Source organism: Streptomyces showdoensis (assembly GCF_039535475.1).
In the GTDB taxonomy this organism is placed as follows: Bacteria; Actinomycetota; Actinomycetes; order Streptomycetales; family Streptomycetaceae; genus Streptomyces; species Streptomyces showdoensis.
In genome coordinates this window covers 1,534,985-1,560,921 of sequence record NZ_BAAAXG010000026.1, presented here as the reverse complement: position 1 = coordinate 1,560,921, position 25,937 = coordinate 1,534,985, and the positions used below count along the sequence as shown (strand labels likewise).

The 25,937-nt window shown below is 70.3% G+C and carries 27 protein-coding genes, 2 tRNA genes and 2 pseudogenes; 14 read left to right on the top strand and 17 right to left on the bottom strand.

All coding sequences use genetic code 11. The features are described from left to right. Positions 1-35 precede the first annotated feature (35 nt). The 3 genes from ABD981_RS20045 (at position 36) to ABD981_RS20035 (ending at position 3,324) form a co-directional block, all read left to right on the top strand. Positions 36-827 (top strand): DUF1906 domain-containing protein, encoded by a 792-nt coding sequence (locus ABD981_RS20045; protein WP_046911330.1) that lies wholly within the window; start codon positions 36-38, stop codon positions 825-827. Between the two features lie 125 nt (positions 828-952). Continuing rightward, positions 953-1,516: a SigE family RNA polymerase sigma factor gene (locus ABD981_RS20040; protein ID WP_046911300.1), complete on the top strand. Its 564-nt coding sequence runs from the start codon at positions 953-955 to the stop codon at positions 1,514-1,516. 155 nt (positions 1,517-1,671) lie between these two features. Further along, positions 1,672-3,324: a long-chain fatty acid--CoA ligase gene (locus ABD981_RS20035; protein WP_046911301.1), complete on the top strand. Its 1,653-nt coding sequence runs from the start codon at positions 1,672-1,674 to the stop codon at positions 3,322-3,324. On the opposite strand, the pseudogene ABD981_RS20030 reads toward ABD981_RS20035, so the two are convergent. Then, positions 3,314-7,150, bottom strand: a pseudogene (locus tag ABD981_RS20030) (PAS domain-containing protein); the annotation flags it as partial. The gene ABD981_RS20035 and the pseudogene ABD981_RS20030 sit on opposite strands and share 11 nt — an antisense overlap. 155 nt (positions 7,151-7,305) lie before the next feature. Then, on the bottom strand, positions 7,306-7,755 hold the full coding sequence (locus ABD981_RS20025; RefSeq protein WP_046911303.1) for an SSI family serine proteinase inhibitor: 450 nt from the start codon (positions 7,753-7,755) through the stop codon (positions 7,306-7,308). 235 nt (positions 7,756-7,990) lie between these two features. Here ABD981_RS20025 and ABD981_RS20020 point away from each other — a divergent pair. Both ABD981_RS20020 and ABD981_RS20015 read left to right on the top strand, forming a co-directional pair. Next, positions 7,991-8,081, top strand: a tRNA-Ser gene (locus ABD981_RS20020). Positions 8,082-8,484: 403 nt separating this feature from the next. Further along, a tRNA-Arg gene (locus ABD981_RS20015) sits at positions 8,485-8,557 on the top strand. Between the two features lie 90 nt (positions 8,558-8,647). Here the strand turns inward: ABD981_RS20015 and ABD981_RS20010 are convergent. From ABD981_RS20010 to ABD981_RS19965, 10 genes are all read right to left on the bottom strand, one after another. Then, positions 8,648-9,880: a site-specific integrase gene (locus tag ABD981_RS20010; protein WP_046911304.1), complete on the bottom strand. Its 1,233-nt coding sequence runs from the start codon at positions 9,878-9,880 to the stop codon at positions 8,648-8,650. Then, positions 9,877-10,086 carry an excisionase family DNA-binding protein gene (locus ABD981_RS20005; RefSeq protein ID WP_046911305.1) on the bottom strand — a complete coding sequence of 70 codons (210 nt, stop codon included), beginning with the start codon at positions 10,084-10,086 and terminating at the stop codon, positions 9,877-9,879. The genes ABD981_RS20010 and ABD981_RS20005 overlap by 4 nt, the downstream gene beginning before the upstream one ends. Next, positions 10,083-11,477 (bottom strand): replication initiator protein RepSA, encoded by a 1,395-nt coding sequence (gene repSA / locus ABD981_RS20000; protein ID WP_123955102.1) that lies wholly within the window; start codon positions 11,475-11,477, stop codon positions 10,083-10,085. The genes ABD981_RS20005 and repSA overlap by 4 nt, the downstream gene beginning before the upstream one ends. A 91-nt stretch (positions 11,478-11,568) precedes the next feature. Further along, entirely contained in the window at positions 11,569-11,910 is a 342-nt protein-coding gene (locus ABD981_RS19995) for a hypothetical protein (RefSeq protein ID WP_046911307.1), read from the bottom strand. An 11-nt stretch (positions 11,911-11,921) separates the two neighbouring features. Continuing rightward, positions 11,922-12,080 carry a hypothetical protein gene (locus ABD981_RS19990; RefSeq protein ID WP_123955097.1) on the bottom strand — a complete coding sequence of 53 codons (159 nt, stop codon included), beginning with the start codon at positions 12,078-12,080 and terminating at the stop codon, positions 11,922-11,924. Between the two features lie 20 nt (positions 12,081-12,100). Then, positions 12,101-12,292 carry a mobile element transfer protein gene (locus ABD981_RS19985; protein WP_046911308.1) on the bottom strand — a complete coding sequence of 64 codons (192 nt, stop codon included), beginning with the start codon at positions 12,290-12,292 and terminating at the stop codon, positions 12,101-12,103. A gap of 14 nt (positions 12,293-12,306) precedes the next feature. Beyond that, on the bottom strand, positions 12,307-12,939 hold the full coding sequence (locus ABD981_RS19980; RefSeq protein ID WP_046911309.1) for a DUF2637 domain-containing protein: 633 nt from the start codon (positions 12,937-12,939) through the stop codon (positions 12,307-12,309). Positions 12,940-13,028: 89 nt separating this feature from the next. After that, a complete protein-coding gene (locus tag ABD981_RS19975; RefSeq protein ID WP_046911310.1) occupies positions 13,029-14,384 on the bottom strand; it encodes an FtsK/SpoIIIE domain-containing protein in 1,356 nt (451 codons plus the stop codon). Between the two features lie 3 nt (positions 14,385-14,387). Continuing rightward, entirely contained in the window at positions 14,388-14,732 is a 345-nt protein-coding gene (locus ABD981_RS19970; protein WP_046911311.1) for an SCO3933 family regulatory protein, read from the bottom strand. Between the two features lie 138 nt (positions 14,733-14,870). Continuing rightward, positions 14,871-15,608 (bottom strand): GntR family transcriptional regulator, encoded by a 738-nt coding sequence (locus ABD981_RS19965; protein WP_123955098.1) that lies wholly within the window; start codon positions 15,606-15,608, stop codon positions 14,871-14,873. Positions 15,609-15,668: 60 nt separating this feature from the next. Between ABD981_RS19965 and ABD981_RS19960 the strand changes: the two genes are divergently transcribed. Continuing rightward, positions 15,669-16,136 (top strand): NUDIX hydrolase, encoded by a 468-nt coding sequence (locus ABD981_RS19960; RefSeq protein WP_046911312.1) that lies wholly within the window; start codon positions 15,669-15,671, stop codon positions 16,134-16,136. Continuing rightward, positions 16,133-16,363, top strand: a complete 231-nt coding sequence (locus tag ABD981_RS19955) for an e9imm peptide (protein WP_338058654.1) — start codon at positions 16,133-16,135, stop codon at positions 16,361-16,363. Before ABD981_RS19960 ends, ABD981_RS19955 begins: the two co-directional genes overlap by 4 nt. A 364-nt stretch (positions 16,364-16,727) precedes the next feature. On the opposite strand, the gene ABD981_RS19950 is transcribed toward ABD981_RS19955, so the two are convergent. From ABD981_RS19950 to ABD981_RS19930, 5 genes are all read right to left on the bottom strand, one after another. Then, the gene (locus ABD981_RS19950) at positions 16,728-18,914 is read right to left on the bottom strand and encodes an AAA family ATPase (protein WP_165591017.1); all 2,187 of its coding nucleotides are present in this window, start codon (positions 18,912-18,914) and stop codon (positions 16,728-16,730) included. 213 nt (positions 18,915-19,127) lie between these two features. Beyond that, the gene (locus tag ABD981_RS19945; RefSeq protein WP_046911313.1) at positions 19,128-19,475 is read right to left on the bottom strand and encodes a hypothetical protein; all 348 of its coding nucleotides are present in this window, start codon (positions 19,473-19,475) and stop codon (positions 19,128-19,130) included. Next, complete coding sequence (locus tag ABD981_RS19940) at positions 19,472-20,203, bottom strand: GntR family transcriptional regulator (RefSeq protein ID WP_240495445.1); 732 nt, start codon at positions 20,201-20,203, stop codon at positions 19,472-19,474. The genes ABD981_RS19945 and ABD981_RS19940 overlap by 4 nt, the downstream gene beginning before the upstream one ends. After that, positions 20,160-20,423, bottom strand: coding sequence for a hypothetical protein (locus tag ABD981_RS19935; RefSeq protein ID WP_046911315.1), 264 nt, complete (start codon positions 20,421-20,423; stop codon positions 20,160-20,162). The genes ABD981_RS19940 and ABD981_RS19935 overlap by 44 nt, the downstream gene beginning before the upstream one ends. A gap of 406 nt (positions 20,424-20,829) precedes the next feature. Beyond that, positions 20,830-21,108, bottom strand: coding sequence for a hypothetical protein (locus ABD981_RS19930; protein WP_046911317.1), 279 nt, complete (start codon positions 21,106-21,108; stop codon positions 20,830-20,832). A 78-nt stretch (positions 21,109-21,186) separates the two neighbouring features. On the opposite strand from ABD981_RS19930, the pseudogene ABD981_RS19925 reads away from it, so the two are divergent. From ABD981_RS19925 to ABD981_RS19895, 7 genes and pseudogenes are all read left to right on the top strand, one after another. Further along, positions 21,187-21,943, top strand: a pseudogene (locus tag ABD981_RS19925) (GntR family transcriptional regulator). Between the two features lie 149 nt (positions 21,944-22,092). Next, a complete protein-coding gene (locus tag ABD981_RS19920; protein ID WP_131723931.1) occupies positions 22,093-22,512 on the top strand; it encodes a hypothetical protein in 420 nt (139 codons plus the stop codon). A 295-nt stretch (positions 22,513-22,807) separates the two neighbouring features. Beyond that, positions 22,808-23,203, top strand: coding sequence for a hypothetical protein (locus ABD981_RS19915; RefSeq protein WP_345530010.1), 396 nt, complete (start codon positions 22,808-22,810; stop codon positions 23,201-23,203). 130 nt (positions 23,204-23,333) lie between these two features. Continuing rightward, complete coding sequence (locus tag ABD981_RS19910; protein WP_345530008.1) at positions 23,334-23,543, top strand: hypothetical protein; 210 nt, start codon at positions 23,334-23,336, stop codon at positions 23,541-23,543. Between the two features lie 137 nt (positions 23,544-23,680). Further along, positions 23,681-24,499 (top strand): BRO family protein, encoded by an 819-nt coding sequence (locus ABD981_RS19905; protein ID WP_046911321.1) that lies wholly within the window; start codon positions 23,681-23,683, stop codon positions 24,497-24,499. A 46-nt stretch (positions 24,500-24,545) separates the two neighbouring features. Continuing rightward, positions 24,546-25,409 carry a DUF2797 domain-containing protein gene (locus ABD981_RS19900; RefSeq protein WP_046911322.1) on the top strand — a complete coding sequence of 288 codons (864 nt, stop codon included), beginning with the start codon at positions 24,546-24,548 and terminating at the stop codon, positions 25,407-25,409. 94 nt (positions 25,410-25,503) lie between these two features. Further along, a complete protein-coding gene (locus tag ABD981_RS19895) occupies positions 25,504-25,845 on the top strand; it encodes an antibiotic biosynthesis monooxygenase family protein (RefSeq protein ID WP_046911323.1) in 342 nt (113 codons plus the stop codon). Positions 25,846-25,937 lie beyond the last annotated feature (92 nt).

Genomic DNA, 25,937 nt, shown 5'->3' with positions numbered 1-25,937 from the left:
GCAGGGTCCTCGCGGTCCCGGCCGTCGTCGCGGTCCTGGCGGTCGTCGTGCTGCTGGCGGGGCCGGGGCAGGGGGCCCGGGCCGTCGCCCCCGCGGCCCCGACCACCCCCCGCTCCTTCGCCGGCCGCGCCTTCGACACCTGCGACGCCCCGTCCCTCGCCGTGATGCGGGCCTGGCGGGCCTCGCCGTACGGGGCCGTCGGCGTGTACTTCGGCGGACGCGGGCGGGGCTGCCGCGCGCAGCCGCAGCTCACCCCCGGCTGGGTCGCCTCCGTGCACGCGCTCGGCTGGCGGCTGCTGCCGCTCTTCGTCGGCTCGCAGGCCCCCTGCGTGCTCGCGGAGGCCAAGCGGAAGTACGCGATCGGCCGCACCCCGTGGACCCAGGGCACCAGCGAGGCCGGGGAGGCGGTGCGGGCGGCCCGGGCCCTCGGGATCGACGCGGCCAGCCCGCTCTACCTGGACATGGAGGCGTACCGGAGCGACGACGCCGACTGCGCCGCGACGACCCTGCGCTTCGTCCGGGCCTGGAACCGGGAGGTCCGGCGGCTCGGCTACCTGCCCGGCTTCTACAGCAGCGCCGATACGGGCGTGCGGCACATGGAGCGGGAGCGGCGGGCGGGTACGGCGGACCTGCCGGCGGTGATGTGGTTCGCGCGCTGGCGGGGCCTGCCCTCGCTCGACGTGGAGGCGGCGCTGGCCGCGACGGCCTGGCAGCCGCACGCCCGCATCCACCAGTACGCGGGGAACGTCTCCGAGTCGTACGGCGGACGGCGGCTGCGGATCGACCGCAGCGCCGTCGACGCCCCGGTCGCCCGGATCCGACCCTGACCCGGTCGGAGGGGGGCTCCACCTGAAGGAGGTCCAGCAGGCCCCACCCCTACAACCTGAGGCGGAGTGCGGTTCGGGACCTGGGGCCGATCCCCGGGACGGGTGGCCGCTCATAGCGTTGAGCCATGACTCCGCCACCTTCTGGCCCCGTCTGTGCCGGTGCCTCGCAGTACGCGACGTACCCGACGAACACGGCGTACCCGTCGTTCACTTCGTACGTGCGGGCCCGCGGGCCCGTGCTCCTGCGCACCGCCCGCTCGCTGACCGCGAACCCGTGCGACGCGGAGGACCTGCTCCAGACGGCGCTGGCCAAGACCTTCGTCGCCTGGGAGCGCATCGAGGACCACCGCGCCCTGGACGGCTACGTCCGCCGCGCGCTGCTGAACACCCGTACGTCCCAGTGGCGCAAGCGCAAGGTCGACGAGTTCGCCTGCGACGAGCTGCCGGAGCCGGCCGGGCTGCCGGAGTCGGACCCGGCCGAGCGCCAGGTGCTGCACGACGCCATGTGGCGCGCGGTGATGAAGCTCCCCGACCGCCAGCGGGCGATGGTCGTCCTCAGGTACTACGAGGACCTGAGCGAGGCGCAGACCGCCGAGGTGCTCGGGGTCTCCGTCGGCACGGTCAAGAGCGCGGTCTCCCGGGCGCTCGGCAAGCTGCGCGAGGACCCGGAGCTGACGCCCGTCCGCTGAGAAACGCCCCGTCCTCTGGCCCCTCCCTCCGCGTTACCCTCGGTCACGCCAGTGATCACTGGCAAATTCGTACTCCTGGGTAGTGACATACCACGTGGTACGTGCGCAGAATCGGCACATCCTTACTGCCGCGTAGCGCCCTCGGGAGGACGCCCGTGCTCAGCACCATGCAGGACGTACCGCTGACCGTGACCCGCATCCTGAACCACGGGATGACCATCCACGGGAAGTCCACCATCACCACGTGGACCGGGGAGGGCGAGCCGCAGCGCCGCACCTTCGCCGAGACCGGTGCCCGGGCCGCCCAGCTGGCCAACGCCCTGCGCGACGAGCTCGGCGTCACCGGGGACGAGCGCGTCGCGACCCTCATGTGGAACAACGCCGAGCACGTCGAGGCGTACTTCGCGATCCCCGCCATGGGCGCGGTCGTCCACACCCTCAACCTGCGCCTCCCGCCCGAGCAGCTGGCCTGGATCGTCAACCACGCCGCCGACCGCGTGGTCCTCGTCAACGGCTCGCTGCTCCCCCTCCTCGCCCCGCTGCTGCCGCACCTGCCGACCGTCGAGCACATCGTCGTGGCCGGCCTCGGCGACCGCTCCCTCCTCGACGGCGTGGCCCCGCGGGTGCACGAGTACGAGGAGCTGCTCGCCGGCCGCCCCACCACGTACGCCTGGCCCGAGCTGGACGAGCGCTCGGCCGCCGCCATGTGCTACACCTCCGGCACCACCGGCGACCCCAAGGGCGTCGTCTACTCCCACCGCTCGATCTACCTGCACTCCATGCAGGTGAACATGGCCGAGTCGATGGGCCTGACCGACAAGGACACCACCCTCGTCGTGGTGCCGCAGTTCCACGTCCTGGCCTGGGGCCTGCCGCACGCCACCTTCATGACCGGCATCAACATGCTGATGCCGGATCGTTTCCTTCAGCCGGCCCCGCTGGCCGACATGATCGAGTCCGAGAAGCCGACCCACGCCGCGGCCGTCCCCACCATCTGGCAGGGCCTGCTCGCCGAGGTCACCGCCCGCCCGCGCGACCTGACCTCGATGGCCCAGGTCACCATCGGCGGCGCGGCCTGTCCGCCCTCCCTCATGGAGGCGTACGACCGACTGGGCGTCCGCCTCTGCCACGCCTGGGGCATGACGGAGACCTCCCCGCTCGGCACGATGGCGCACCCGCCGGCCGGCCTCACGCCCGAGGAGGAGTGGCCGTACCGCGTCACCCAGGGCCGCTTCCCCACCGGCGTCGAGGCCCGGCTGGTCGGCCCCGGCGGCGAGTTCCTGCCCTGGGACGGCGAGTCCGCCGGTGAGCTGGAGGTCCGCGGCAACTGGATCGCCGGCGCCTACTACGGCGGCGCCACGGGCGGCGAGCTGCGCCCCGAGGACAAGTTCAGCGCGGACGGCTGGCTCAAGACCGGCGACGTCGGCGTCATCAGCCCCGACGGCTTCCTCACCCTCACCGACCGCGCCAAGGACGTCATCAAGTCCGGCGGCGAGTGGATCTCCTCCGTCGAGCTGGAGAACGCCCTCATGGGCCACCCGGCCGTCGCCGAGGCCGCCGTCGTCGCCGTACCGGACGAGAAGTGGGGCGAGCGCCCGCTCGCGACCGTCGTGCTCAAGGAGGGCGCGAGCGCGGACTACGAGGAGCTGCGGGCCTTCCTGGCGGCCGAGGGCGGCATCGCCAAGTGGCAGCTCCCGGAGCGCTGGGCGATCGTGCCGGCCGTCCCGAAGACGAGCGTCGGGAAGTTCGACAAGAAGGTGATCCGCAAGCAGTACGCGGAGGGCGAGCTGGACGTCACCCAGCTCTGATCCCCCGGTCCACGGTCTGCACCGACCGGGCGCTCACCGCGCCTAGTTGGTGCCGATCTTCGCGAGCAGGTCCACGATCCGGGCCTGCACCTCGGCGCTGGTCGAACGCTCGGCGAGGAAGAGCACCGTCTCGCCCGAGGAGAGCGTGGGCAGTTCGGCCTCGTCGAGGCCGGCGGAGGTGTAGACGACGAGCGGCGTGCGGTTCAACTGCCCGTTCGCGCGCAGCCAGTCGATGATCCCGGCCCGGCGGCGGCGCACCTGCATCAGGTCCATCACCACCAGGTTCGGCCGCATCTGCGCGGCCAGCGTGACCGCCTCGGTGTCGGTCGCCGCCCGCGCCACCTGCATCCCGCGCCGCTCCAGCGTCGCCGCGAGCGCCTGCGCGATGTCCGGGTGCTCCTCGATCAGCAGGACGCGGGACGGGTGCTGCTCGCTGTCCCGCGGCGCCAGCGCCTTGAGCAGGACCGCCGGATCGGCGCCGTACGCCGCCTCCCGGGTGGCCTGCCCGAGCCCGGCCGCGAGCAGCACCGGCACCTCGGCGGCCACGGCCGCCTGGCGCAGCGACTGCAGCGCGGTACGGGTGATGGGCCCGGTCAGCGGGTCCACGAACAGCGCGGCCGGGAAGGCGGCGATCTGCGCGTCGACCTCCTCGCGGGAGTGCACGATCACCGGCCGGTAGCCGCGGTCGCTCAGCGCCTGCTGGGTGGAGACGTCCGGCGCGGGCCAGACCAGCAGCCGGCGCGGGTTGTCCAGCGGCTCCGGGGGCAGCTCGTCGTCGACGGGCTGGGGCAGCGGCTGGTTCGACACCTCGACCGCGCCGCCCGGCCCGTCCAGCGGCTCCGGCCCCTCGGCCGAGCCCTCGGCGGGCGCCCCTATGGCGTACGCGCGGCCCTCGGGGGCTGCGGCGGGCGCGGGGATCGGGCCGAGCTTCGGGACGGCGGGGACGGAGGGGACGGGCGGGGTCAGGGGCGAGGAGGCGGACGCCGGCGCGGGCAGCGGGTGCGGCTTGGCGGCGGCGTCCGGGGCGCCGGCCGTGGCCGGGCGGCTCTCCTCGGCCGGGTTGCCGAGCTTGCGACGACGACCGGAGGGCCCGGGCTGCCCGGCGGCGGGCTGGGCCGGAACCGGGGACGGCGCGGTGGCCGGGGCCGGGGTCGGGGCCTGCGTCGGGAGCGGCGCCTGGGGCAGGCCCTGGGACCGAGCCTGCGCCGGGCCCGGAGGGGCCTGAGGGGGCTGCGTGGCCTGAGAGGGCTGCGGAGGGGCGAACGGCACGCCCTGGCCGAGGGTGCGGACGCTGAAGGCCCGCCCCTGCGTCGAGTCCTTGCCGGTCGCCGAAGCGGCGGCCGGGACCTCCGGCGGCAGCGGCACGGACCCCGTACCGGTCCCGCTCGTGGTCTCCTGCGGTCCACGGCGCCGCCCGGGCAGCGGATGCGGCTGCGGCGGGGTGTGGTCGTCCTCGGGCAGCGCCCGTACGGCCTCGTGGCGCTCGCCGTGCTCCGGCTGTCGCGGCTGCTCCGGCGCGGGGACGCCCGTGGGCTCCAGGAGGTCCTCGGCGGCGCGGTCCGCCTCGGCGGGACCCAGCGCGAACGGCGTGCGCGGACCGGCCTCCGCCGCCGCGGCGCGCTCCTGCGCGGCCGCGAGCGCCCGGCGCCTGCGCCCGGTGGGCCGGGCCTCCTCGGTGGACGCGACGGCGGGCAGCGCGAGCGCCGGGGCGAACGCGTTGCCCTGGGGCGCCTGGGAGCTGTGGGGTGCGTGGGGTGAGTGGGGGGCCGTGGGGCGCGTGGCCGTCGACCGGCACGCCCTGCGGGGGCACGGCGGCGCCGAGCGCCGGCCGGGCCTGCGCGCCCTCGGCGGCCGTCACGACGGACCCTTCGGCGGGCCGCCCACGACGCCGTCCGGTCCCGGTCGGCTCGGCGGACCCGGCGTTCTGAGCCGGGATCAGCTCACCCGGCCCACCCGCCGGGGTACCCGTGGCGGGCGTGTCGTCCGTACGGCCGCGGCGGCGTCCGGTCGGCTCGGGCGCGGCGCCGTCCTCGGGCACCAGCGGGCTCTCCAGGAAGGCGTCCGTGGAGGCGCGGCGGGCGCGTCGGCGCCCGCTGCCGTTGGTGCCGTCGGGGGAGGGCGCGAGCTCGGGGCCCGCGCTCGCGTCCGGGACCCCGGAGTCGGAGGAGGCCTGCGAGGGAAGCGCGGGCAGGGCGGGCAACGCACGCGCGGCCCCGGCCCCGGCGTCGCTCCCGCCCTCGCCCGCACCCTCCGGCGCCGGCGGGGCGGCGACGGTGCCGCGCCCGGCGCCGAGGGGGAGCTCGACGACGTACGCGCCGCCGGTCGTCCCCGGCACCTCGTGCGTCTGGACCACACCGTCGTGCGCGTCCACGATCCCGCGCACGACCGGCTGGTGGACGGGGTCGCCGCCCGCGTACGGGCCGCGGACCTCGATCCGGACGACGTCGCCGCGCTGTGCGGCCGCGACGACGATCGTGGAGTCGGCGTGGCCGCTCGTCTGCGCGGCCTTGTTCTTGCCGGTGGCGTCGACCCCGGCCACGTCGGCGACGAGGTGGGCCAGCGCGGTGACGAGCCGTCCGGCGTCGACCTCGGCCTCGATCGGCGGGGCGTGGACGGCGAACTGGGCCCGGCCGGGCCCGATCAGCTCGACGGCGTGGTCGATGCCGGCCGTCACGACCCCGTCCAGCAGGACGACGTCCTTGGCGAGCGCCTCGGCGCCGGCGTCGAGGCGCTGGTAGCCGAGCACGTTGTCGACGAGGGTGGTCATCCGGGCGTATCCGGCGGCCAGATGGTGCAGCACCTGGTTGGCCTCGGGCCACAGCTGCCCGGCGTCGTCGGCGGCGAGGGCGCCGAGCTCGGTGCGCAGCTCCTCCAGCGGCCCGCGCAGGGACTCGGCGAGGACGGCCGTCAGCTGCTCGTGCCGGGCGGCGAGCGCGGTGTACCGCTCCCGCTGCTGCTCCAGCTCGGCCAGGTGCCGCTCGGCCCGGTCGGCGACCTCGCCGGCGTGCTTCTCGACGAGCTGCTCGTACGGCCTGCGGTCGGTGAAGGTCATGACGGCGCCGACGAGCTGGTCCCCGTCGCGCACCGGCGCGGTGGTGAGGTCGACCGGCACCCGGTCGCCGTTCTTCGCCCAGAGGACCTGGCCGCGGACGCGGTGCTTGCGGCCGGACTTGAGGGTGTCGGCGAGCGGCGACTCGGCGTACGGGAAGGGCTCGCCGTCCGGGCGGGAGTGCAGCACCAGGGTGTGCAGCTCCTTGCCGCCGAGGTCGGTGGCGCGGAAGCCGAGGATCTGCGCGGCGGCCGGGTTGACGAGGACGACGCGCCCGTCGGTGTCGGTGCCGACGACGCCCTCGGCCGCCGCCCGCAGGATCATCTCGGTCTGGCGCTGCGAACGGGCCAGCTCCGCCTCGGTGTCGAGGGTCCCGGTGAGATCCCGTACGACCAGCATGAGCAGCTCGTCGCCGGTGTAGCCGCTGTACGAGTCGTAGGCCTCGCGGCCGTCCTCCAGGCTGGCGCTGGTCACCTCGACGGGGAACTCGCTGCCGTCCGTACGGCGGGCGATCATCCGGGTCGGCTTGGTGCGGCCCCGCTCGTCCGCGGCCTCGGGCCGGCGCATGGAGCCCGGGATGAGGCGCGAGTCGAACTCGGGGAGCAGATCGAGCAGCCCGCGCCCGACGAGCGCGGTGCCGGGGGTCTCGAACATGCCGAGCGCGATCGTGTTGGCGTTGACGACCGTGCCGTTGCAATTGACGAGCACGAGGCCGTCCGGGAGGGCGTCGAGTATGGCTGCGAGGCGAGCAGCGCCTCGGGATGGCCTGCTGCTCACGACGACGGTTCCTCCCTGACCCACTGCACTTGCCTATCGCCTGTGCCTATCGCCTGTCGGCCGGGCCCATCTTGCCCCTCGGGTCGCGGCCTGTCACGGAGGGAGTCTAAGGGAGGCGATCCCTCCGTTCCCCGGGGATCACCCCGGGCGCCCCTCTAGACGCGCGGGAGGACGGGTCGCAGGTTCTCCCAGCGGGAGATCTCGCAGCCGTCGGCGCGGGAGAAGCGGGCGTCGATGCTGCGGCCCTGCCAGGTGCCGGTGACGCGGGCGGTGGCGGGCCCGCCGTACTGCTGCGTGCACAGCTGATCGGCGGGGACGGGGGCGAAGGGATCGCTTCCGGCGGCGGCGATCTGCTCGAGCCGCTTGCAGGCGTTCTCGGCGGCGGGGTGGGTCCCGCCGGGCGTACCGCCGCACTCCAGCCGGAAGGACCCGTCGGCCTCCGCGTTCCCGGAACGTTCGACGACCACGGTCAGGGAGTCGGGAGTGGAGAGCAGGGGCAGCGGGGGCAGCGGCCCCAGCCCGGTGGCCGAGGCGGCGGTGGCGCCGAGGGCGAGCGGGGCGACGGCGAGCGGGGCGAGGGCGGCGAAGGCGAGGCGGCGCGGCATACGAACTCCATGACGGGGCGGGCGTGCGAGCGACGGACGTCGGGGTGGTGCGTCCCCACCTCTAACGCTCGGCGTCCCGCTCCGTTGCGCAACCGGGACGCGCCGGGCGGGGGCGCGAGGGCGCGAGGGCTTTGCTCTGGGCCCCCGGGGCCTAGTACGGTGATAAGCGATTGGTGGCGCGGTGCTCGTCTGTGTCATCATCTGCACGCACCACTCGCGTACGCGCGAGGTGCGAGGAGGCGTCGCCTAGTCCGGTCTATGGCGCCGCACTGCTAATGCGGTTTGGGTCTTAAAGCCCATCGAGGGTTCAAATCCCTCCGCCTCCGCCCCACCGAAGCCCCGGCCCCAAGGCCGGGGCTTCGCTCGTTCCCGGGGCCGGACTGCCGGACTGCCGGACTGCCGGACTGCCGGGCGTCGGGCGTCGGGCGCTGGACTGATCGGGTGCCGGACTGCCGGAGCGCTGAGCGCCGGAGAACCCGCGCGCGATGCCCGGACGGCCTCGTTCCGCCCCAGACCCCCACGCCCGTGTGACCCCGGTCTCTTTCGGCCCGCTCCAGCCCTGTCGGCCCCCGCCGCCACCTCGGCCCCGCTCGCGCCCCGTCTGGCGTTTTCGCAGGTCACAAGGGGTGTGGTCAATGGATTTCACATGGCGGCGGCAGTCATGTAATGTTCTTCCTGTCGCCGCGAGCGGGCCGAAAGGCCGGGGAGCGAAGACGAAAAACAAAACAAGCACTCGTAGCTTAACGGATAGAGCATCTGACTACGGATCAGAAGGTTGCAGGTTCGAATCCTGCCGAGTGCACACAGGTGAGAGGCCCGGACGAGAGTCCGGGCCTCTTGCGTTTCCGGGGCGTACAGCAGCGAAGTACAGCAACCGCTCCAACCACCACCCTCAGCCGGTGGCGGTACCGCCCATTGCGTCGGACAGCCTGCCGATCGCGTTGCGCACCTCTTCCTCGCTGGCCTCCGCGTAGACCTCCATCGTCATGGCGATCTGCGAATGCCGCAGGATCCGCTGTGCCACCTTCGGGTGCACCTTGAGAGCGACGAGGAGCGAGCTGCACGTGTGGCGGGTGTTCCGGAGCGGGATCACGCGGACGCCGGCGCGACGGGCCCGCAGGGCGAACATGCGCGTCAGGTTCCCGGGCTCGATGGGCGTCCCGTACTTCGTGGTGAAGACGAGCCCGCGCGTGTCCTGCCACAGCTCGCCGGCGGCCTTCCGGTCCCCGAGCTGCTGAGCGCGCCGCATCCGGAGGGCCTTGAGGCAGACGGCGGGGAGAGGCAGGAAGTCGTCGGACTCCTCCGTCTTGGTCTCCCGGTGGAGGAGCTGCCGCCCGGCCCGCTGGATCTGGTGGTCCACGTACAGCTCACCGGTCTCGAAATCGATCGACTGCCATGTCAGGCCCAGGACCTCACCCCGACGGAGCCCGAGGCACAGCACGAGCATCCAGGCAGCGAAGAGGTGATCCGCCCGGGCGACCGCGTCCGCGAGGAACTGCCCTGCCTCGGCGACGGACCACGGCTTGATCCGACGCCGCCGCGGCTTGGGGACCTTGACGAGGGAGGCGACGTTCTTGCCGATCTCCTCCTCGGTCACGGCGTGCGTGAGCGCGGCCCGGAGGGCGTCACGAGCCCCCTGGACGACCCGGCGGGACGCGTACGCCTCGCAGCACTCCCCGCCGGCGCAGCACTTCCGACGGCCCGGCTCCCGCTTGGCGTCCTTCCCTTGCGCGCAGCACTGGCAGATGGTCGCGAGCTTCGTCAGCCACTCGCGGACGTCCCGGACGGTCAGCTTGTCGAGCCGCTTCGTGCCGAGGTGCGGGGCGATGTAGAGGCGGACGTAGCCCTCGTACGAGACGTAGGACAGCGGGGCCAGGTTGGGCTTCACGATCGAGTCGAGCCAGTAGGAGAGGAACGCGGCGAGGGTGCGGTGGCGGGTGGCGACCGGCCCCTTCTTCGCCTCGGCGTGGAGCAGGAGCCACTTCTCGTGGACCTCCTCCCGGGTCTTGCCGTAGGCGTACTTGCGGGCCCGCTTGCCGTCCGGCTTGGTGACCCAGACGTAGGCCGCGTAGCCGTTCTTGTACGGGTAGATGGACCCCTCGCCGTTCCCGCGCTTCCCGCTCATGCGGCCCACTCCTCGGTGCCGGCGGTGGCGACGCGCTCGATGTACTCGTCGACCCAGGCGGGGAGGATGCGGCGGTTCCGGCCGACCTTGACGGACCGGATCTCACCCGTGAGCACGAGCATCTTCGTCTTGGACAGCCCGAACTTGAGCATGGCGGCGACCTCAGCGGTCGTGTGCCACTTGGGCTGGATCACGGTCGTCGTCATGCTCCCGTTCCTTCGAGGTCGAGTTGGTCGCGGAGCGCTTCGCGGGCGGTCTCGCGGTTGAGGTGGATGTCCCGGGCGATGGTGGCGGCGAGGGCGGCTTCGCCGGGGGTGTGGCCTTGGCCGGCGTACGTCCAGGAGGTGAGGACGAGGACGGTGTCCGGGGCGATGTCGTCCAGGCCGCGGGCGGTGCGTTCCTGGGCGGCGCGGTAGTCGGCGCGGGTCTGGCGGAGTTCGGTCAGGGTGGTGGAGTACTGGCGGGACTTGGTGGAGAAGTGGCCGCGGAAGCCGAGCATGTGGGCCCAGGCGGAGAGGCGGCGCTCCGGGTAGACCAGGTCGAGGTCGAGGCAGGCTTCGACCAGGCGTCGGGTGTGGTCGGGGACGCCGAGGAGGAGCAGGGCTTCGCGGTTGCCGATGCGGCGGTCGAGGCTGCCGGTGGTCTCCGCGGCCTTGGTGGCGTACTTGGCGATGTAGGAGGCGACGGCCTGTTCGGTGATGTCGGAGCCGTCGCCGAAGACCTTCACAGGGCGGACGTCGAGCTGGGCGCCCCAGCGGAGGCGGCAGGCGGGGTGGGCGCCGGCGGCGGGGACGGTGACGGTCGTGTACGCGTGGGTGGCGGCGGCGCGGATCGCGTCGGTGAGGCGGTCAGTGGTCACCCAGGGCGGCGGGGGCGAGTCAGGGCCGTCCGGGCCGTCGATGCGTACGACGGCGTGGAAGTGGACTGCGCCGCGCTTCTGGAACTCGGCGACCTTCCCGTACGAGATCCGGGCGACCGCCCGCAGCTCCCTCTGCGAGAGTCCGGCCGTGGCGGCGATCTCGCGGCGGAGGCGGGTGGTGAAGCGCTGCCAGAGCTGTCCAGCGTGGTTGTTGAAGAGGACGGCGGCGGTGTAGTCGTACGAGTCGGGGTCGAGCGGTGTGCCGAGGGTCTGGTCGTCCTCGTTGTGCCGGGTGCCGCAGTGGCAGGGATGGGCGCCGGGGCGGTTGTGGACCGGGCCGAAGGACGGGGCGGTGAGGGTGAGGAAGACGCGGGGGTGTTCGCGGACGGCGGCGGGGATATCCCGGGTGGAGTCTCCGGCGAGGCCAGCGCGGATGAGGTGGTAGGTGTCGCCCGCGTACGTCCAGGCGCAGGCGGGGCAGCGGGAGGCCCGGCGGTTGCCGCAGGCGATGCGAAGGCGTCCGCCCGGTTCGGTTTCGGTGGAGTAGCGGTGCAGGGTCTCGCCGGTGGTCTTGTCGCGGGTGAGGGTCCAGCCGGTGAGGTGGATGGGGTGGGAGCAGCCGCCGGTGCGGTGGATCTGCTCGCGCCAGCGGTCGAAGTCGGGGGACCCGGCCACCCGGAGCATGTCGCTCAGGGTGGCGGTGTCGAAGCCCGACGGCGAGGTGGCCGCGTCGGTCATCATGGGGCGGTTCCTTCTGGTTCTGCGAACTGGGCAGGGGCGGGGCTCCCGGGCGGCGGAGACTTGGCGGTTGAGCCGCCCGGGGGCCCGACTAGTGGTGCCGGTGCTGGCCGTTGAGGAGCGAGCGCAGGACGACGGCGCACACGGCGACAGACGCGGCGGTGACGGCGACGGCCAGCAGCATGGAGACCAGGACCGTGCCGACGACCAGGACGGCTCCGGCGCCGCCGGCGATGGCCAGGGCGAGGCCGGCCGGAGTGAAGCGCGCGGCGGAGGAGCGGGTCGGGCTCGGGGCCGGGGCGTGGTGGTGGTTGCAGACCGGCAAGTGGGCGGCCGTGTGATGGGGCTCGATGGCGCTGACGCTGGTCGGCTGGACGAGCGGGGTCACGATGCCGGTCGGGAGCGGGTTGACGGGGATGCGCGGCCGGAGCATGGCGGTTCTCCCTACTTGTTGATCGTGTGGTCGATGAGCGGGGCGATGACGCTGTCGGCGAGGAGGTAGCCGCCGAGGAGGATCACGGCGACGAGCCACCAGGGCGGGCGGATCAGCTTGATTCCGAGGCCGCCGACGACGATCAGGGCGAGCCAGAGCGGGACGTCCATGACGCGGGGCTCCTTCGAGTTCAGCGGGGCTTGCAGCGGTGGGTGCGGGCGGCGAGCTGGGCGGCGGCGGGGGAGGAGTACGGGGCGGACCAGCCGCAGCCGTCGGCGGTGCAGACCGCGGTGTGCTTGGTGCGGCCGTGGCGGTCGCGGTGGGTGCCGATCTGCACCGGACCGATCCGGATCACGGAGTGGAAGTGGTCGCGAGCGGCCATGAGGAGCTCTCCCTTCAGGCGAGCTGGGCGGCGATGGCATTGGCCATCTGGGGCGGGACGCCGAGGCGGGTGCGCAGGGTGTCGGCGTCGATGGGCGATCCGGTGCGGGTCCGGTGGTCGTCGGCGATCTTGCGGGCGTGGGCGACCAGGGCGGGTGGGACGGCTACCGGGGCCGGTTCTGCTGGTGCCGGTTCGGGCGCGGGCTCCGGAGTGGTGGGCGGCGGGGTGGGTTCGGGAGCGGGTACGGGGATGGGCGTGGGCTCAGCCTCCGGCTGGGCGGGGGAGTGGACGAGGAGGGTGCCGCCGAGGAACGCGAGGGCGGGCCAGCCGGCGACGAGGATGCGGAGCCAGGCGGGTACGTGGCCGAGGTCGAGGAGACCGGCGGTGGCGACGTTCGCGCCGAGCGACGCGGCCAGGGCGACCGCGAACCAGGTCCAGGCCGAGTGGGCAGGCATACCGGCGGCCCGTGCGGTCCGCAGCCGGTGCCAGGCGGCGACGAGGAGGAGGTCGACGGAGACCGGGTAGGCCCAGGCTTTCCAGCCGGTCTGTCCGGCCGCCGCGGCCAGGTCGTGCAGGTGGGCGAAGGACAGGGCGCCGGCGATGACGGCTTGTACGAGGACTGCGTCCGGTCGGCGGGTGGGACGCATCGCGGGTCCTCCTTCCGGTTTCGGGCATGGGCGGGGTAGGGACTCGGCGTGAAGCGGTCACGCCGCCGTGGAGCGAGGGGGAGCAGGGCTCAGGCGATTGCGGGAGCCGTGGCGGCCGAGGGCGTCGCGGCCTTGCCCAGGGGCGGCAGGACGGGCCGGAAGGCGTCCAGCGCGGGGATCTCCGGTGTGCGGTGGGCGTGGGAGTTCGCGATGTTCACGGCCCGCCGTAGCGTGAGGTGGGGCGTACGGATGCGGACCCAGCCGCCGGAGGAGTCACCGGCGACGGCGGTACCGGGCCGGTCGGTGCGGATCTGGACCGTGGCGAGTACGGCGTCCGGGGCGATGTCGCCGAAGGCCATGTTGGCGCTGGTCTCGTCGTTGACGCGGTGTGCGGTACGGCCGGTGAGCTGGGCGCGGAGCATGGTGATGCCCTTGCCGAGCTCGGAGCCGAAGCGCTGCCCGCAGATCTCCAGGTAGATGCCGGCGGCGCGGCCGAGCTGGGCGAGCCGGACGAGGTCGGTGATGATCCGGTCGCGGCGCTTCTCTTCGTCCTTCGTGGCGTAGAGGGCGAGCTCGGCGACTTCGTCGACCAGGAGGACGATCGGGGTGGGGCGGAGGTGGTCGGGCAGGTCCCAGATGTCGGCGGTGATCTCCGCGTCCGGCAGGTCGGCGCTCAACCTCTGTTCGCGGCGGATCAGTTGGTAGACCTCCTGCATGTGCTCGACGAGCGCGTCGAGGAGGTCGGCGGCGGCATCGGGGTTGTCGGCCAGGGCGGTGAACCGCCGGGCGAGTGGCGCGAGTTCGACGCCCTGCTTGCAGTCGATCCCGACGAGGGCGACGTCCAGCGGGGCGAGCGCGGCGACGAGGCCGCGTTGGTAGACGGACTTGCCGGACTGGGTGGCACCGATGTTCAGAGCGTGTGGGGTCTGGCGGTAGTCGCGGTGGTAGACCTCCCCGTCCTCCCGCATCGCGACCGGGACCCGCATCACCCCGCTTCGGCCGGCCGCAGGCATCTGCACCCGCTTGAGGACGTCGTAACCGGTCATCCGCAGCTCGACCACACCGGAGCGGACCTCCCGGGCGGAGACGTTCTGAATGACGAACGAGTGCCGGAGCCGGTCCGAGGCCGCGGAGAAGTCGAAAGCGTCCTGGCCGGGCCGGAGCTTCACCCGCAGGACGAGCCCGGTACGTGTCGGCCGCAGCCGCAGAATCCGGGGCGCCCGAGACTCGGGGATGGGCCGGCCGGTCATCCGGGCCAGTGCCAGGCGCCAGCGGGAGGGCGGGACGGTGAGCCCGCAGGCGTCCATGACCGACGCGTACCGGGTGAGGATCCGTACGACGGCGAAGACGATGCCGAAGCTCATCCAGTACCAGGCCGGACGCTGCCAGCGCAGCAGCAGTGCGACTGCGGCGACCAGGGCGAGGGCGACCGATAAGGCGGTCACGGGTCAGCCGACCTTCGCGGCGACGAGCGAGGTGACGGCGACGGCGCGGAAGCTGATGCCGTGGCGCTTCTGGCCGTTGAACTCGTTCTCCCAGGGCCGGGCGACGACGCCGGTGAGGGCGACGGGCGTGCCCATGGACAGTTCCTCGGAGATGCCGGTGTTCGGCACGGTCAGGTTGAGGATCTCGGCGTTGCCGTCCATGACGAACATGACGTCGACCGTCATCAGCGGGGCGCCGGTCTCGCGGTCGGTGGCGATCTCGCCGGTCTGACGGTTCGCGATCTTCGGGGCGGGCGGCTGGGCCACCATCACCATCGCGGCGGAGGTGTCGACGGGGATCTGACGCACAGTGGATCACTCCTCTATAGATGCTGATCTCCTTCACTCATGTACATGAGTGACATGAAGAAGAGTGCACCACTCCTATACATGAGTCAACCCGCCGCGGAAGGAAACCGCAGCGGGCTGTGGGGAGTTGAGCGAGCGTCAGTCGGTCGCGGGGATCCGGTACTGGAAGACGAACTGGTCAGCGGCCATGAGGGTGTCGCACACCTCGACGACGCGCCCCTTCTTCGTCACGGCATCCCGCAGCAGGTGCACGACCGGAGCCCCGGGGCTCAGGGCCAGCTCGGATGCCTCAGCCTTGGCGGCCGGCCGAGCCTGGAGCGTCTCGACGAACTCGGCGAAGGTGTGGCCGTGGTCTTCGAGCCGGGCGTAGATGCCGCCGGGGCCGGGGTTCTCGGCGAACAGCTCGGGGATGTCCTTCACGACGTCCCACGGCAGGTACGAGGATGCCGTCTCGACGGGCGTCCCGTTCCGGAAGTACAGCCGCCGCCGCGCGAGCACCTGCGTCCCGACGTCGACACCAAGCCTCTCGGCGATGTCCGCCGGTGCCTCCATAGGCCCGATGTAGAGAACGCTCACCTTCGCGGTGGCGCCAGACTGCTCGGACTCGGCGAGGTAGGCGGCCTTGCCGCCACGGCGGTGCGAGGCCCGGAAACGGTCGGAGGACCGGAGCCGTACGGGAGGCCGATCTTTAACGATCGATCCCTTCCCGTGGCGAGTGTCGACGAGCCCGCTGGCCCGCACTTCGACCATGGCCTTACGGATGGTCCCGCCGGCGACCCCGTACCGCTCGACGAGCTCGGACTCGCTGGGCACCGTGTCGCCGGGCTTCAGTACACCGCCCCGGATCTGCTGGACGATGTCGTCCGCGATCTGCACGTACCGAGGTACGGCCTTACCGGCTCCTGCTGGAGTTCCCACGGTCCTATTCACTCTCCTATGCTCCTGTACATGAGTAACGGGAGCGCGGGAACAAAGTCAACGCCACTCCACTCGGTGTCTGTAGCCGGAGCGGTAGTGCGCGAAGACGGCCGCCTTCTGGCGATCCGCCGAGCGGACAACGGCACTTGGGAGCTCCCGGGCGGCGTCCTCGAACTCACCGAGGCCCCAGAGGCGGGCGTAGCCCGCGAGGTCCTGGAGGAGACAGGTATCCACGTGGACGTGGATGAGCTGACGGGCGTCTACAAGAACACGACCCGCGGCATCGTCGCCCTGGTCTTCCGCTGCAAGCCGTCCGGCGGCGCCGAGCGCACCTCAGCCGAGTCCACCGCGGTCGACTGGCTGACGCCGGCGGAGGTCGAGGAGCGCATGGCCGAGGTCTACGCGATCCGCCTCCTGGACGCGCTCGACGGAAACGGCCCCCACGTCCGAAGCCACGACGGCCGCCAGCTGATCACGCAGCTGTGACCGCGCAGCCGGCAGGGCGGATGCCCCGTGATGAAGCGATCCTCCTGGTCCAGCGCCTGATGAACGCAGAGGCATCCGAGGATGAGGCGGACGAGATCCTGGCCAACCTCGAACGAGGCCTGGCCTGCCCGCACATCAGCGATTACATCTTCTGGGACCTGGACCCCGAGCTGACTGCCGAGAAGGCAGTGGACAGGGCCCTGGCCTACAAGCCGATCGCCCTCTGAGGGCAGCGCGGTAAGACTTTCTCTACTTCATCAAGGCGCCCGCCGCGCACGGCGCGGCGCGCGCGGCCCGTCGCCCGGGCCTGCGCTCCTGTCTCCGCCCCGCTCCAGCCCGACCGCCGGCCGCACGTCTGACGGCTCGGGTTGATGGGTGGTGAACCCCTCTGTGGCTGGGGCGGTCGGCTCCGCGGCTTTAGGCAGCCACTTTGGGGCGAGCCTCTAAGATCATGGCCCCAACGTCGTGCTTTATCGGGCAGGTCCACAGACTGCCCGACGCGCCATCAGCTTACGGGGCCATGATCACTCGCCCCAAAGCAGCTCCAGCCCAAAGCCGCTCCACCGCCCTGTCGCCTCTCCTCCTGTGCATTCAGGAAACAAGTCCACGTACCAACTCCGCCATTTCTGAAGGAATTTCATCGCGTTTCATCTCTTGTGCGATGCGAAGCGCGTCATGGCGCTTGTTGAAGCGCTGGCCAAATCGCTGGAAAACCCTGTCGAGCAGCTCGTCTCCGGGAACCATTTCAGTTTTTCGTACTGCCCAGTCGGCGTGAACTTCTGCACTGCATTCCTCTCTGATCCTCTCAACTTCAGAAGAAAGTTCGGAAATCTTATCTAGTGCTAGTTTCAACTGTTCTTGTAGTGCTGTATCGAATTCCTGATCGCCTCGATTGATGACTGGACGACGGTCGGGAATTACAGGGCGGCAAACGCGCTTCAGTACCCTTCGCTCGATAGCTGAGGGGAGCAGCTCATCGCAGACCTCGCTGACGGCTGATTCTACTTCTTCCGGAGTCGGAGAGCTTACGCCGTTTGATTTGACGCGAATGAACCTGGACAGCGTTGAGGGATTTAGGAGGTAGTTCTCCAGCTCTCGTCTCTGCAGAAGCTGAACCTCGCTAATTCCTCCTACTCTGCTTTGCAGGTCTTCCAGATCCTTCAAATCTCGCTCGTCGCGGTCGAGGACGAATACTGTTCTGACATTTCGGCGCCGCAAGAACGAAAGTGTTGCGGCGGTAGCGTAATGAGTGAAATTGCGGGCGCCGCCGGTTGTGACGAATCCGAGTGAAGCCTGCCCGAAGCTCAGGCTCAAGGTGTCCGCAAACGTGCGGAGGAGCTGCTCATCCGAAGGCCCTTCCACAAACACGAGGCGGTCGAACATGAAGAGAGAGCTGAGGCGCAGACCCAGCTCTTCTGGAATTGCCTCCTCGGCTCCCGCGACGTCGAGCTGCTGGACTACTGTCTCGGCGCCCTTTCGAATCAGGTATACATTTTCGAGCGACCCGACGTCTAGGAAGTTTGTTGAATGAGTTGTTAGGAAAACTTGAGAGTTTGAGCTGATGTTCTTGAGGTACTGCATTAGCGCCGTCTCGAGTGCCGGGTGTAGGTGCACTTCTGGTTCCTCTACGAGGAGGATTTCGGGGCGCTCAAACTCGTAGTCTAGGATAAGTCGCAGAGCCTCTCGGATTCCCGACCCGTTAACCTGAACTAGGAATTCGTCCACGTCTAGCTCTGCAGACAAGCCGTTAGGGCGGGAAGAAGGAGTGTCGGAGCTGAACGCATCGATTTCTACGCCAAGGAGGTTCGAAACTACCGACTGTATCTCCCGCAGGACCGACCCCTGTCCACGACTCGTCTTTAGTTTGAGAATTCGGCTCGCTTCTTCCTCGCCGATTGGCTTCCTCTGTTCCGAGAGGTGATGAACACTCGTTTGTGCAACTCTTCGCACAAAGTCAGTGACGTAGTCGGGGACGGTGGTTGAGTCCCCAGAGAACGTAATCACTGGGTGAGAGATCTCCGCAGCCATCGCCAGTTCGCGCTGCTGTTCAAGTTCATTTATGCGGTCCCGGCATTGGTCGACAAATTCGCTATGCGAAGAGGCTCCCTGGATGATTCGAGAGATGCGGCGGAGCTCCGACTGATCCGCACCGGAGCTGTGGCCCAACACGCTGCGAAGAAATGCTGTGCTGGTAGCCCTCTCGGAGAGCATACGCCATTCTTCAGCGGGAATGCGGGCCATGACTCTCTCAAGCACGCTCTTCTCGTGTGAGTAGTTCTTCGCCTTCGAGAAGTTGTTGGCGATGTCCAGTGCACCCTCTGGGCTCATGGCGAAGATTACGGTTTCCTCGAAGGGGCCGTCGCCTCCAAACGCGATGCGCGAAATGTAGCCGACTTGCATTTCTGCCCGCAAGAAGCTGAGTGTCACGGCGGCTAGGTTACCCAGTTTGTCGCCAGACAGTGCGTTACGCACCTGCGGCATCTCGGCGGAAATCGACTCGACTAGAACTTGGAGTTCGAGGTCTGACAATTCCAGAATGACTTTAATTTCGATTGGATGTTCCGAGTCCTTCGCATGCCAGTCAGTCAGGCGGAAGATTCCCGGGGAGATGGTTGCGACTGCGCCGCTACTTTGGAAGAATTCGAAGAAGAGCTTGATCGCTGAAAGCAAGTTGGACTTGCCGGAATTGTTTTTCCCAATTAGAACGTTAAGGCTTCCGCAATCATCCAGCGCCGCGTCGCGGAGGCTGCGAAAACGGACGCCCTGCAAGCTTGACACGCGCATGATGCGATACCCCCTGCCACCGTCACTCTGACGGCCCTGGCGGGGAAGAATATCCGGAAGCCCCGGGTACTGTCCGGCGTTCGTCTACTCGTGACTATGGTCGGGCAATCAGAGTTGCGGTCGGGTAGGCCACTCGTCGGTGCCGGCGACCAAGGAGGAGCCCCGGACTTGGTCCGGGGCTCCTCTGTCGAGGGATGCGCGTAGCTGCTAGCCGAAAGCGGCCGCTGGCAGCTGAGGGCCCTCGCCGACTTCTCCGAGGGTAGAGGGCTCCGTCGTCGGCAGACGGTGGCCGCGGCTCGCCGCTACGCGGAGCACGTCTCGCAAGGTTTCCGTCAGGTCCGTCGCCAGGAGCCGGAGTTCTTCTGGATCCGACTCCTGGTCGGTGAGTACGTCCAGGGCGTGCTCCAGGAGCTCGGCTCCGGCTTCGAGTTGGGTGGCTTCGGTCTGATCAGCCAGGCGGGAGACGGGGCCGCCGTTGTTGTCGGTGCTCAGGAAGCAGGGTTTGCCGTCCGGGCCCGGCCACGGGAGGAGGCGGAGCTCGTTGTGGGGCGTCATCCTTCCGCCCTCCTGTCTTTGGCCGAGAGGTGAGTGGTGAAGACCGCTTCGGCGCGGTCGCCCGGGAGGGTCAGGAGCGCCACCTCGACGATGTGGCCGGTGGTGTCGGCTGTCACGCGGGTGATCGCGAGAACGGCGAGGGTCGAGCTGATGCGGAGCGTCGCTGCTTCCGTCGGGGTGGGGAGGCGAGCGCAGATGCTCTCCTGGACCTTGAACAGTGGGAGGCGGGGTTCGGCCAGCAGTGCTGCCGCCGCCCCCTTGGGCCCGGGCGACTCGCCAGGCGTGGCGGCTGGCGCCAGGTCGCGAGGGATGTAGATGCGGACCAGGCTGTGCGGCGATTTACCTGCCTGGCTCAGGTAGAGGAACTCGGTCAGGGGAGTGCCTGCCGCAACCTGGAGCAGGTTGGTCAGATGCCCTCGTGCCCGGACCTTGGTGGTGCGGACGCTGACGTCCAGAGTCGTATTCGACACCGTGTGACCGCCGCCCACGTACGTGATTCTGGGGAGGGGGTGACGGATGAAGTTCCCCTTGCCGTGGACCTTCTCGACAAGGCCTTCGGCCTGGAGGAGCGCGAGGGCGTTGCGGAGGGTCGGTGTGCTGACCGTGTAGTGGGCGGCGAGTTGGGCTTCGGAGGGGAGCCGTTCACCAGGCTTGATGTGGCCGGTTGAGATCTGGGTCCTGAGGTCATCGGCGATGGCGTGACGGCGAGAGGCCACGGAACGGTTCACCGCCTCTCTGCGTCCGCAGGGCGATGAGCCTGGTTCGGGCATGCATGGTCAGGAGCTCGCCCGACTCGAAGCGGAGTCGCTTCGCCCCGCCCGGCAGTTGGAGGAGGTCGGCTACGCGGCACGGCTGGCCGCCGATCTGGATGACGTCGCCCCGCTGGACGTTGGTCGAGGTGATCTCGATGTTGTGGGCCAGTGCGCCGCTGGGCACCCAGAGCTTCACGACGGCACCTCCGTCGGTGCGATGCGATCGGCCATCGGGTGGCAGGGGCAGTCGCACGCCTCGTAGATCACGGGGATGCCGACCGGCGCCGAGGTGGGCGAGGACTGCGCGCACTCGTGGTGCGTGCCGATTCGGCACGAGCTCGATCGGTAGGGGGTGGCTTTCGCGTGCATCAGAAAGCCTCCGACGGCGCGAGGCGACGTGCGGTGTTCCAGCGGCGCGAGGCGCGTTCCTCCGCAGTCAGCACGTACGGACGGACGAGGGCGGTCTCCTCGCCGGCCAGGAGGTCCGCGGTGGGCGTGGGGCGGGTGGGCGGTAAGGGGCGGCTGTGCCTGCCCTTCGCAGCGTGGCGCTCTCTGGTGCGCCTCACGGCGCGGCGGATACGGTTGAACACGCTGATCAGCTCCTATCGCTGATGGCCAGGTCCCCGGACATCGCCCGTCGCGGGGACCGTTCTGCGTACGGCGGCCCATAAGGTGCGGCCGTTCAAGCTGCTGGCCTGGAGCCCGAATCGATCGGCCTCCGCCACTACCTCCAGGGCCTCCCGCCACTTCTCGGCGGGGAGTAAGTCCGGTACCTCCGCTTCGATCGATGTGTGGTTGGTGTGCTGCTGCACGTGCGTGGTGAGTCCGAGGGCGGACAGCCGGCTGGCGATGTCCTCCGCGCTTGCTCCCGAAGCGGGCACAGCAGGGCCTCCGTCGCCAGTGGTCACGGTGCGTAAAGCTAGTTAACTAGATTAGAGCTAGTGGACTAGATTTTCCATATGCCTGAGCAGCCGCCGTACCTCCGCATCGCTGACGAACTCCGGCGGCGGATCGCGGAGCACGAGTGGGAGCCCGGAGATCGGCTGCCCTCACGTGCCCAGATCGGTCAGGAGTGCGGTGTCGGGGAGAACGTCGTCCGGCGGGCGCAAGAGCTGCTGATCGCCCAGGGAGTGTTGGAGGGGCGCGCGGGTTCTGGAACGTATGTTGCGGAGCCGCGGCAGCGTGTACGCGTGGTTCGATCCTCGGCGCGCGAGCAGGGTGGCGGTTCGCCATTCCGTGCCGACATGCAGGCCCTGGGGGAAGTCGGGGGACTGGGAGAGTCGGACCGAGGCCAAGGTTCCGGCACCAGCGGAGATCGCGGCGCGGCTCGGGATCGCCGTGGGCGACCTGTGCGTTCGCACCGTGTATGAGTTCCTCGCCGATGGCCGTCCCGTGCAGCTCTCGACGAGCTGGGAGCCGTACGACCTCACCGCCGGCACCCTTGTCGTACTTCCCGAGGGTGGGCCGCATGCCGGGGCGGGTGTCGTGAACCGGATGGCCGAGATCGGCATCACGGTCAGCCACGCTGTAGAGCAGCCGGAGCCGCGGCAGGCGAGCGCCGAGGAAGCGTCGCTCCTGGGAATTCAGAAGGCCGCTCTCGTCACGCACATCCGGCGGACGTACTACAGCGACCAGGGGCGGCCCGTGGAGACGGCGGACATTGTCGTGCCCGCAGCGCTGTGCGAGATCGTGTATGAGGTTCCCGTCGGTCGCTAGTGGGGCACCCCGGCGCGGTGCTGGCCCAAAGGTGTTCCGCCGACCCATATGCCGTTCGAAAGTGGCGATTTTTTGCCACGTAAAATTCGGGCGAAACGGCATAAGTGAGGAAAGTTCGATATAGTTTTCTCGTTCATCGAGAGCCGTTTGTGCTGGTCATCGCGCTGGTGGCGAGTGCTCGCAGTCGATACAGCCGTATCGTTCGTGGCTGGGTCTTTCCCTGGGCTGATGGCGAGTTCCTGATCCCTTGCTACATTCGCGGACATGGCAAAGCGCCCCGTCCGCGACTGGGAAATCGAGAGGTCGGGGCGCTGTGCCAGTCGTCAATCATCAAACGACTGAACCCGACGAGCTCAGGGGATTCCGTGAACCAGCCGGAGAATGAAAGTTTCGAATCTGAACTTGAAGTCGAACCCTCGAATTGCGATGAGAAACCTGAATCGCAAGTCGGAGATTCGAATCATGGTCAGGATACTCAGCGAGGAAACGGCGTCAACTATACGGCCTGGATCGTTGCCGCCGCTGCAGTGGTGAGCGCTAGCGCTACCGTGATCACCGCGCTCAAGTAGCTGTACAGCAGCGCAGTACCGCAACCCCAGCACCCACCCCCGTCCGGTACCGTCCCTCCCGGGCCCCGTAGCGGCCGGAATGGTCGCTGGTGACCGATCCGGCTAGAGCTACGGATCAGAAGGTTGCAGGTTCGAATCCTGCCGAGTGCACACAGGTGAGAGGCCCGGACGAGAGTCCGGGCCTCTTGCGTTTCCTGGTGTTCGCGATGATGTGCGTCATTGCTTGGCATGTACGAGACATGGGAGGCGGGGGCGTATGGCTGCCGGTCGGTATGGGCGGGCGCGGTGGGCGGTCGTGGGGGTCGGGGTCACGGTTCTCGTGGCCGGCTGTTCCGTCTACCCGGTCTCGGTGGAGGCCGGTGGGGTGACGGGGGTGTGGTCGTCGTACGGGAGCGAGGCGACGGTCGAGTTCAAGGACGACGGCACGTTCGTCGGCACGGGCTTGGACGCGTCGGACGTCGGCACCCGCTGGTGTTCCGGGATCGCCGGCCGACAGCAGGGGAAGTGGACCCCCTCCGGGGAGTTCGCCGAGGTCAGCTTCGACGGCGTGGACTGCGAGGACGTCGACTTCGCCTTCTACGGCTCCCCGGAGCACTACATCGCCTGCTTCACCCGGGACGTGACGGCCGGGTGCACGGAGGAGTTCAGGCGGGAGGAGGGGCGGAACGAGGGGGCCGGGAAGGGAGGGTGATCGCGCCTTCGGTACCTTCCCTGCCTGGCCGCCCATGTGGCCGGAGTGGTCCGTGATGAGGGTGGGTGTGTTGTGGCTGTGGGGATTCTGCTGCTGGTGTTCGGGGTGGGCGCCGCCGGCTGGGGGGGCCATGTTCCTCTTCGACCTGCGGGGGGCGACCGGGAAGGCCGTGGCCCGGCGGAACGCCGTGCGGGCCGTCACCGGGGCCCGGAACCTGGACCTGAGGCTCACCGAGCCGTCGCGTCTCGGGGCCTGGTTCTTCAGGGTCGTCGGGGGCATCGGGCTGCTCGGGGGACTGTTCCTGGGTTTCATCGGGCTCGCGCTGACGCTGGCGGAGTGAAGGAGGGGCGTCGAGCCGGTTCCGGTTCCGGTCGGCGGGGGGAAGGTCCTGATTCCCACACGTTTGGGTGAACCGGGCTGATTTCCATGTCAGTTGAATATGCCCTCGGCCTAGCTTGCAGGTGGAGGTGATGTTCGATGAACGCCCACGTCAACGCCGACGCCATTGACATCGACGACTTCGTTTTTGCCGCCACCGGCATCCGGCTGCGCCGGCTCACCCTGGCCGACGGGACGCACTGGTTCCCCGCCGCGGACGTGGCCGGAGCGCTCGGGCACGGCGACGTGCGCAAAGCCCTCCGCGCCCACGTCGGCAAGGCCATGCAGGCGACCCTCGGCGAACGGATGGTCAACCTCGAAGGGCTCGTCCAGCTCGTCGCCGCCTCCACCGCGGCCCGCGTCGGCCCCTTCCGGGCCTGGATCGCCGAAGTCGTCTGCGCCGTGCAGCGCCACGGCGCCTACGGCCTCGAACCCTCCCCCGTGCCCGGCGCGTTCGTGGTCCCGTCGCCCGTGCGCGACGAGGTCGTCCGGCTGGAGGCGGACGAGCTCGACGACCGGAGCCTCACCCGGCTCGCCGAGGCCGCCGACCTGCTCGCCGTCCCCGTCCAGCGGGCCCTCCCCGAGCCGTACGCGGATCCTTACGCCGACCCGTACGCCGAGCCGCAGCCCGGTGCGTACGCCGGCCCCGCCCTCACCCCGCAGGACCTCCTCGCCTCCTGGTACGAGCGGAACGTCGTGCTCGACGCCGACGTCCGGGCCGTCGCCGCCTGCCTCGCCCCCGAGCTCGTGCGCGGCGGGGTCCGCTACCGCCTGGAGGAGGTCGCCCGGCTCACCGGGCTCCCCTCCGACCGGGTCCGCGACTGCGTCCGCATGCTCGTCGAGCGCGGGTGCATGCGGCACGCGGGAGGAGACGGGGGAGAGGGCGGGGACGAGGGGCTGCTCTATCTGCTGCCCTGACGAGCCTGACCCCTCGTCTGTCAGTGGTGTCGATCAGACTGGTCCCATGGTGTGGCGGAGTGCCGGAGTGTCCTGGCGGGACGGCGTCCCCGGGCTGCGCTGGGACGGCGGGCGCGCGGGGAGCCGGGTCAGCGCGCTCGGGTACGGGCGGGTCATCGGGTTCCGTGCGGTCGGCGAGCGGCGGTGTCCCGGGGCGCGCGGGAACGTCTGCCCGCTGGGCGCCCTCGTCGGCGGGCGGAGCACCGGGGGACGGTGCGCCGAGTGCGCCCGGCTCGACCGCGCGCACTCCGTCGCCGCCGACACCCTCCTCGACGACCCCCGCCCGTACCGCGTCTACCTCGCCTGGTTCGGGCCCGGACTCGTCAAGGTGGGCATCACCCGCGAGGAGCGCGGGGACGCGCGGCTCCTGGAGCAGGGGGCGGTCGCCTTCAGCTGGCTCGGACGAGGGCCGCTGATGGCCGCGCGCCGGACCGAGGAGGTGCTGCGGCACGCGCTCGCCGTGCCCGACCGCATCCCGTACGCCCGCAAGCGCGCCGTCCGCACCGCCCTCCCGCCCGCCGCGGAGCGGGAGGGGGAGGTCGCCGAGCTGTACGCGCGCGCCGTCGGCGTCGGCGCCTGGGCCGAGACGCTGGAGCGGCTGGAGTGCGAGGTGCACGACCACGTGGCGGCGTTCCGGCTCGACGGGCTGCCGCCGCTCGACGCGAGCGTCGTCGAGCTCGTCCCCGACGGGGTCGTCGCCGGGCGGCTGCTCGCCGCCGCCGGGCCCGACCTCCACCTCCTCGACCGGGACGGTCGGCACCTCGCCCTCGACACCCGGCTGCTGAGCGGGTGGGGGATCGAGAGCGCTCCGGCCGGGCTTCCCGTCTCCGTTCCCCTCGGGTTCGGGGACGGGCAGGAGCAGTTGTTCTGAGGGAAGGGAGGGGCAGACGGGGGAGCGTAAAGACTTGGATCCCTTCGGGGGGCATCCATGGACAGGGGCGAGGACCCCGGACCAGGGTGATCACATGACCCAGAGCCTCGTCGGCGGCTTCGAACCGCCTTACTACACCGCTGTCTTCACCGCGATCAGGCCCGACGCCCCCGAGGGCTACGCCGAGACCGCCGCCACCCTCCACGCGCTGGTCCGGGACATCCCCGGCTTCCTCGGCTACGAGTCCGCGGGCACCCCCGGCGGCATCGGCATCACCGTCGCCTACTTCCGCGACCTCGAAGGGCTCACCGCCTGGCAGCACCACCCCGAGCACCTGGAGGCGAAGCGGCGCGGGCGGGCGGAGTGGTACGACAGCTACCGCGTCCACATCGGCAAGGTGGAGAGGACGTACGGCTTTGACCGCGACCGGGACTGATCTGCCGCCGCACTCCGCCGGGGGCAGCGAGGGCAGCGAGGGCAGCGAACGCCGCGATGGCCGCGACGGGCGCGACGGCCGCGTCGGTCCTG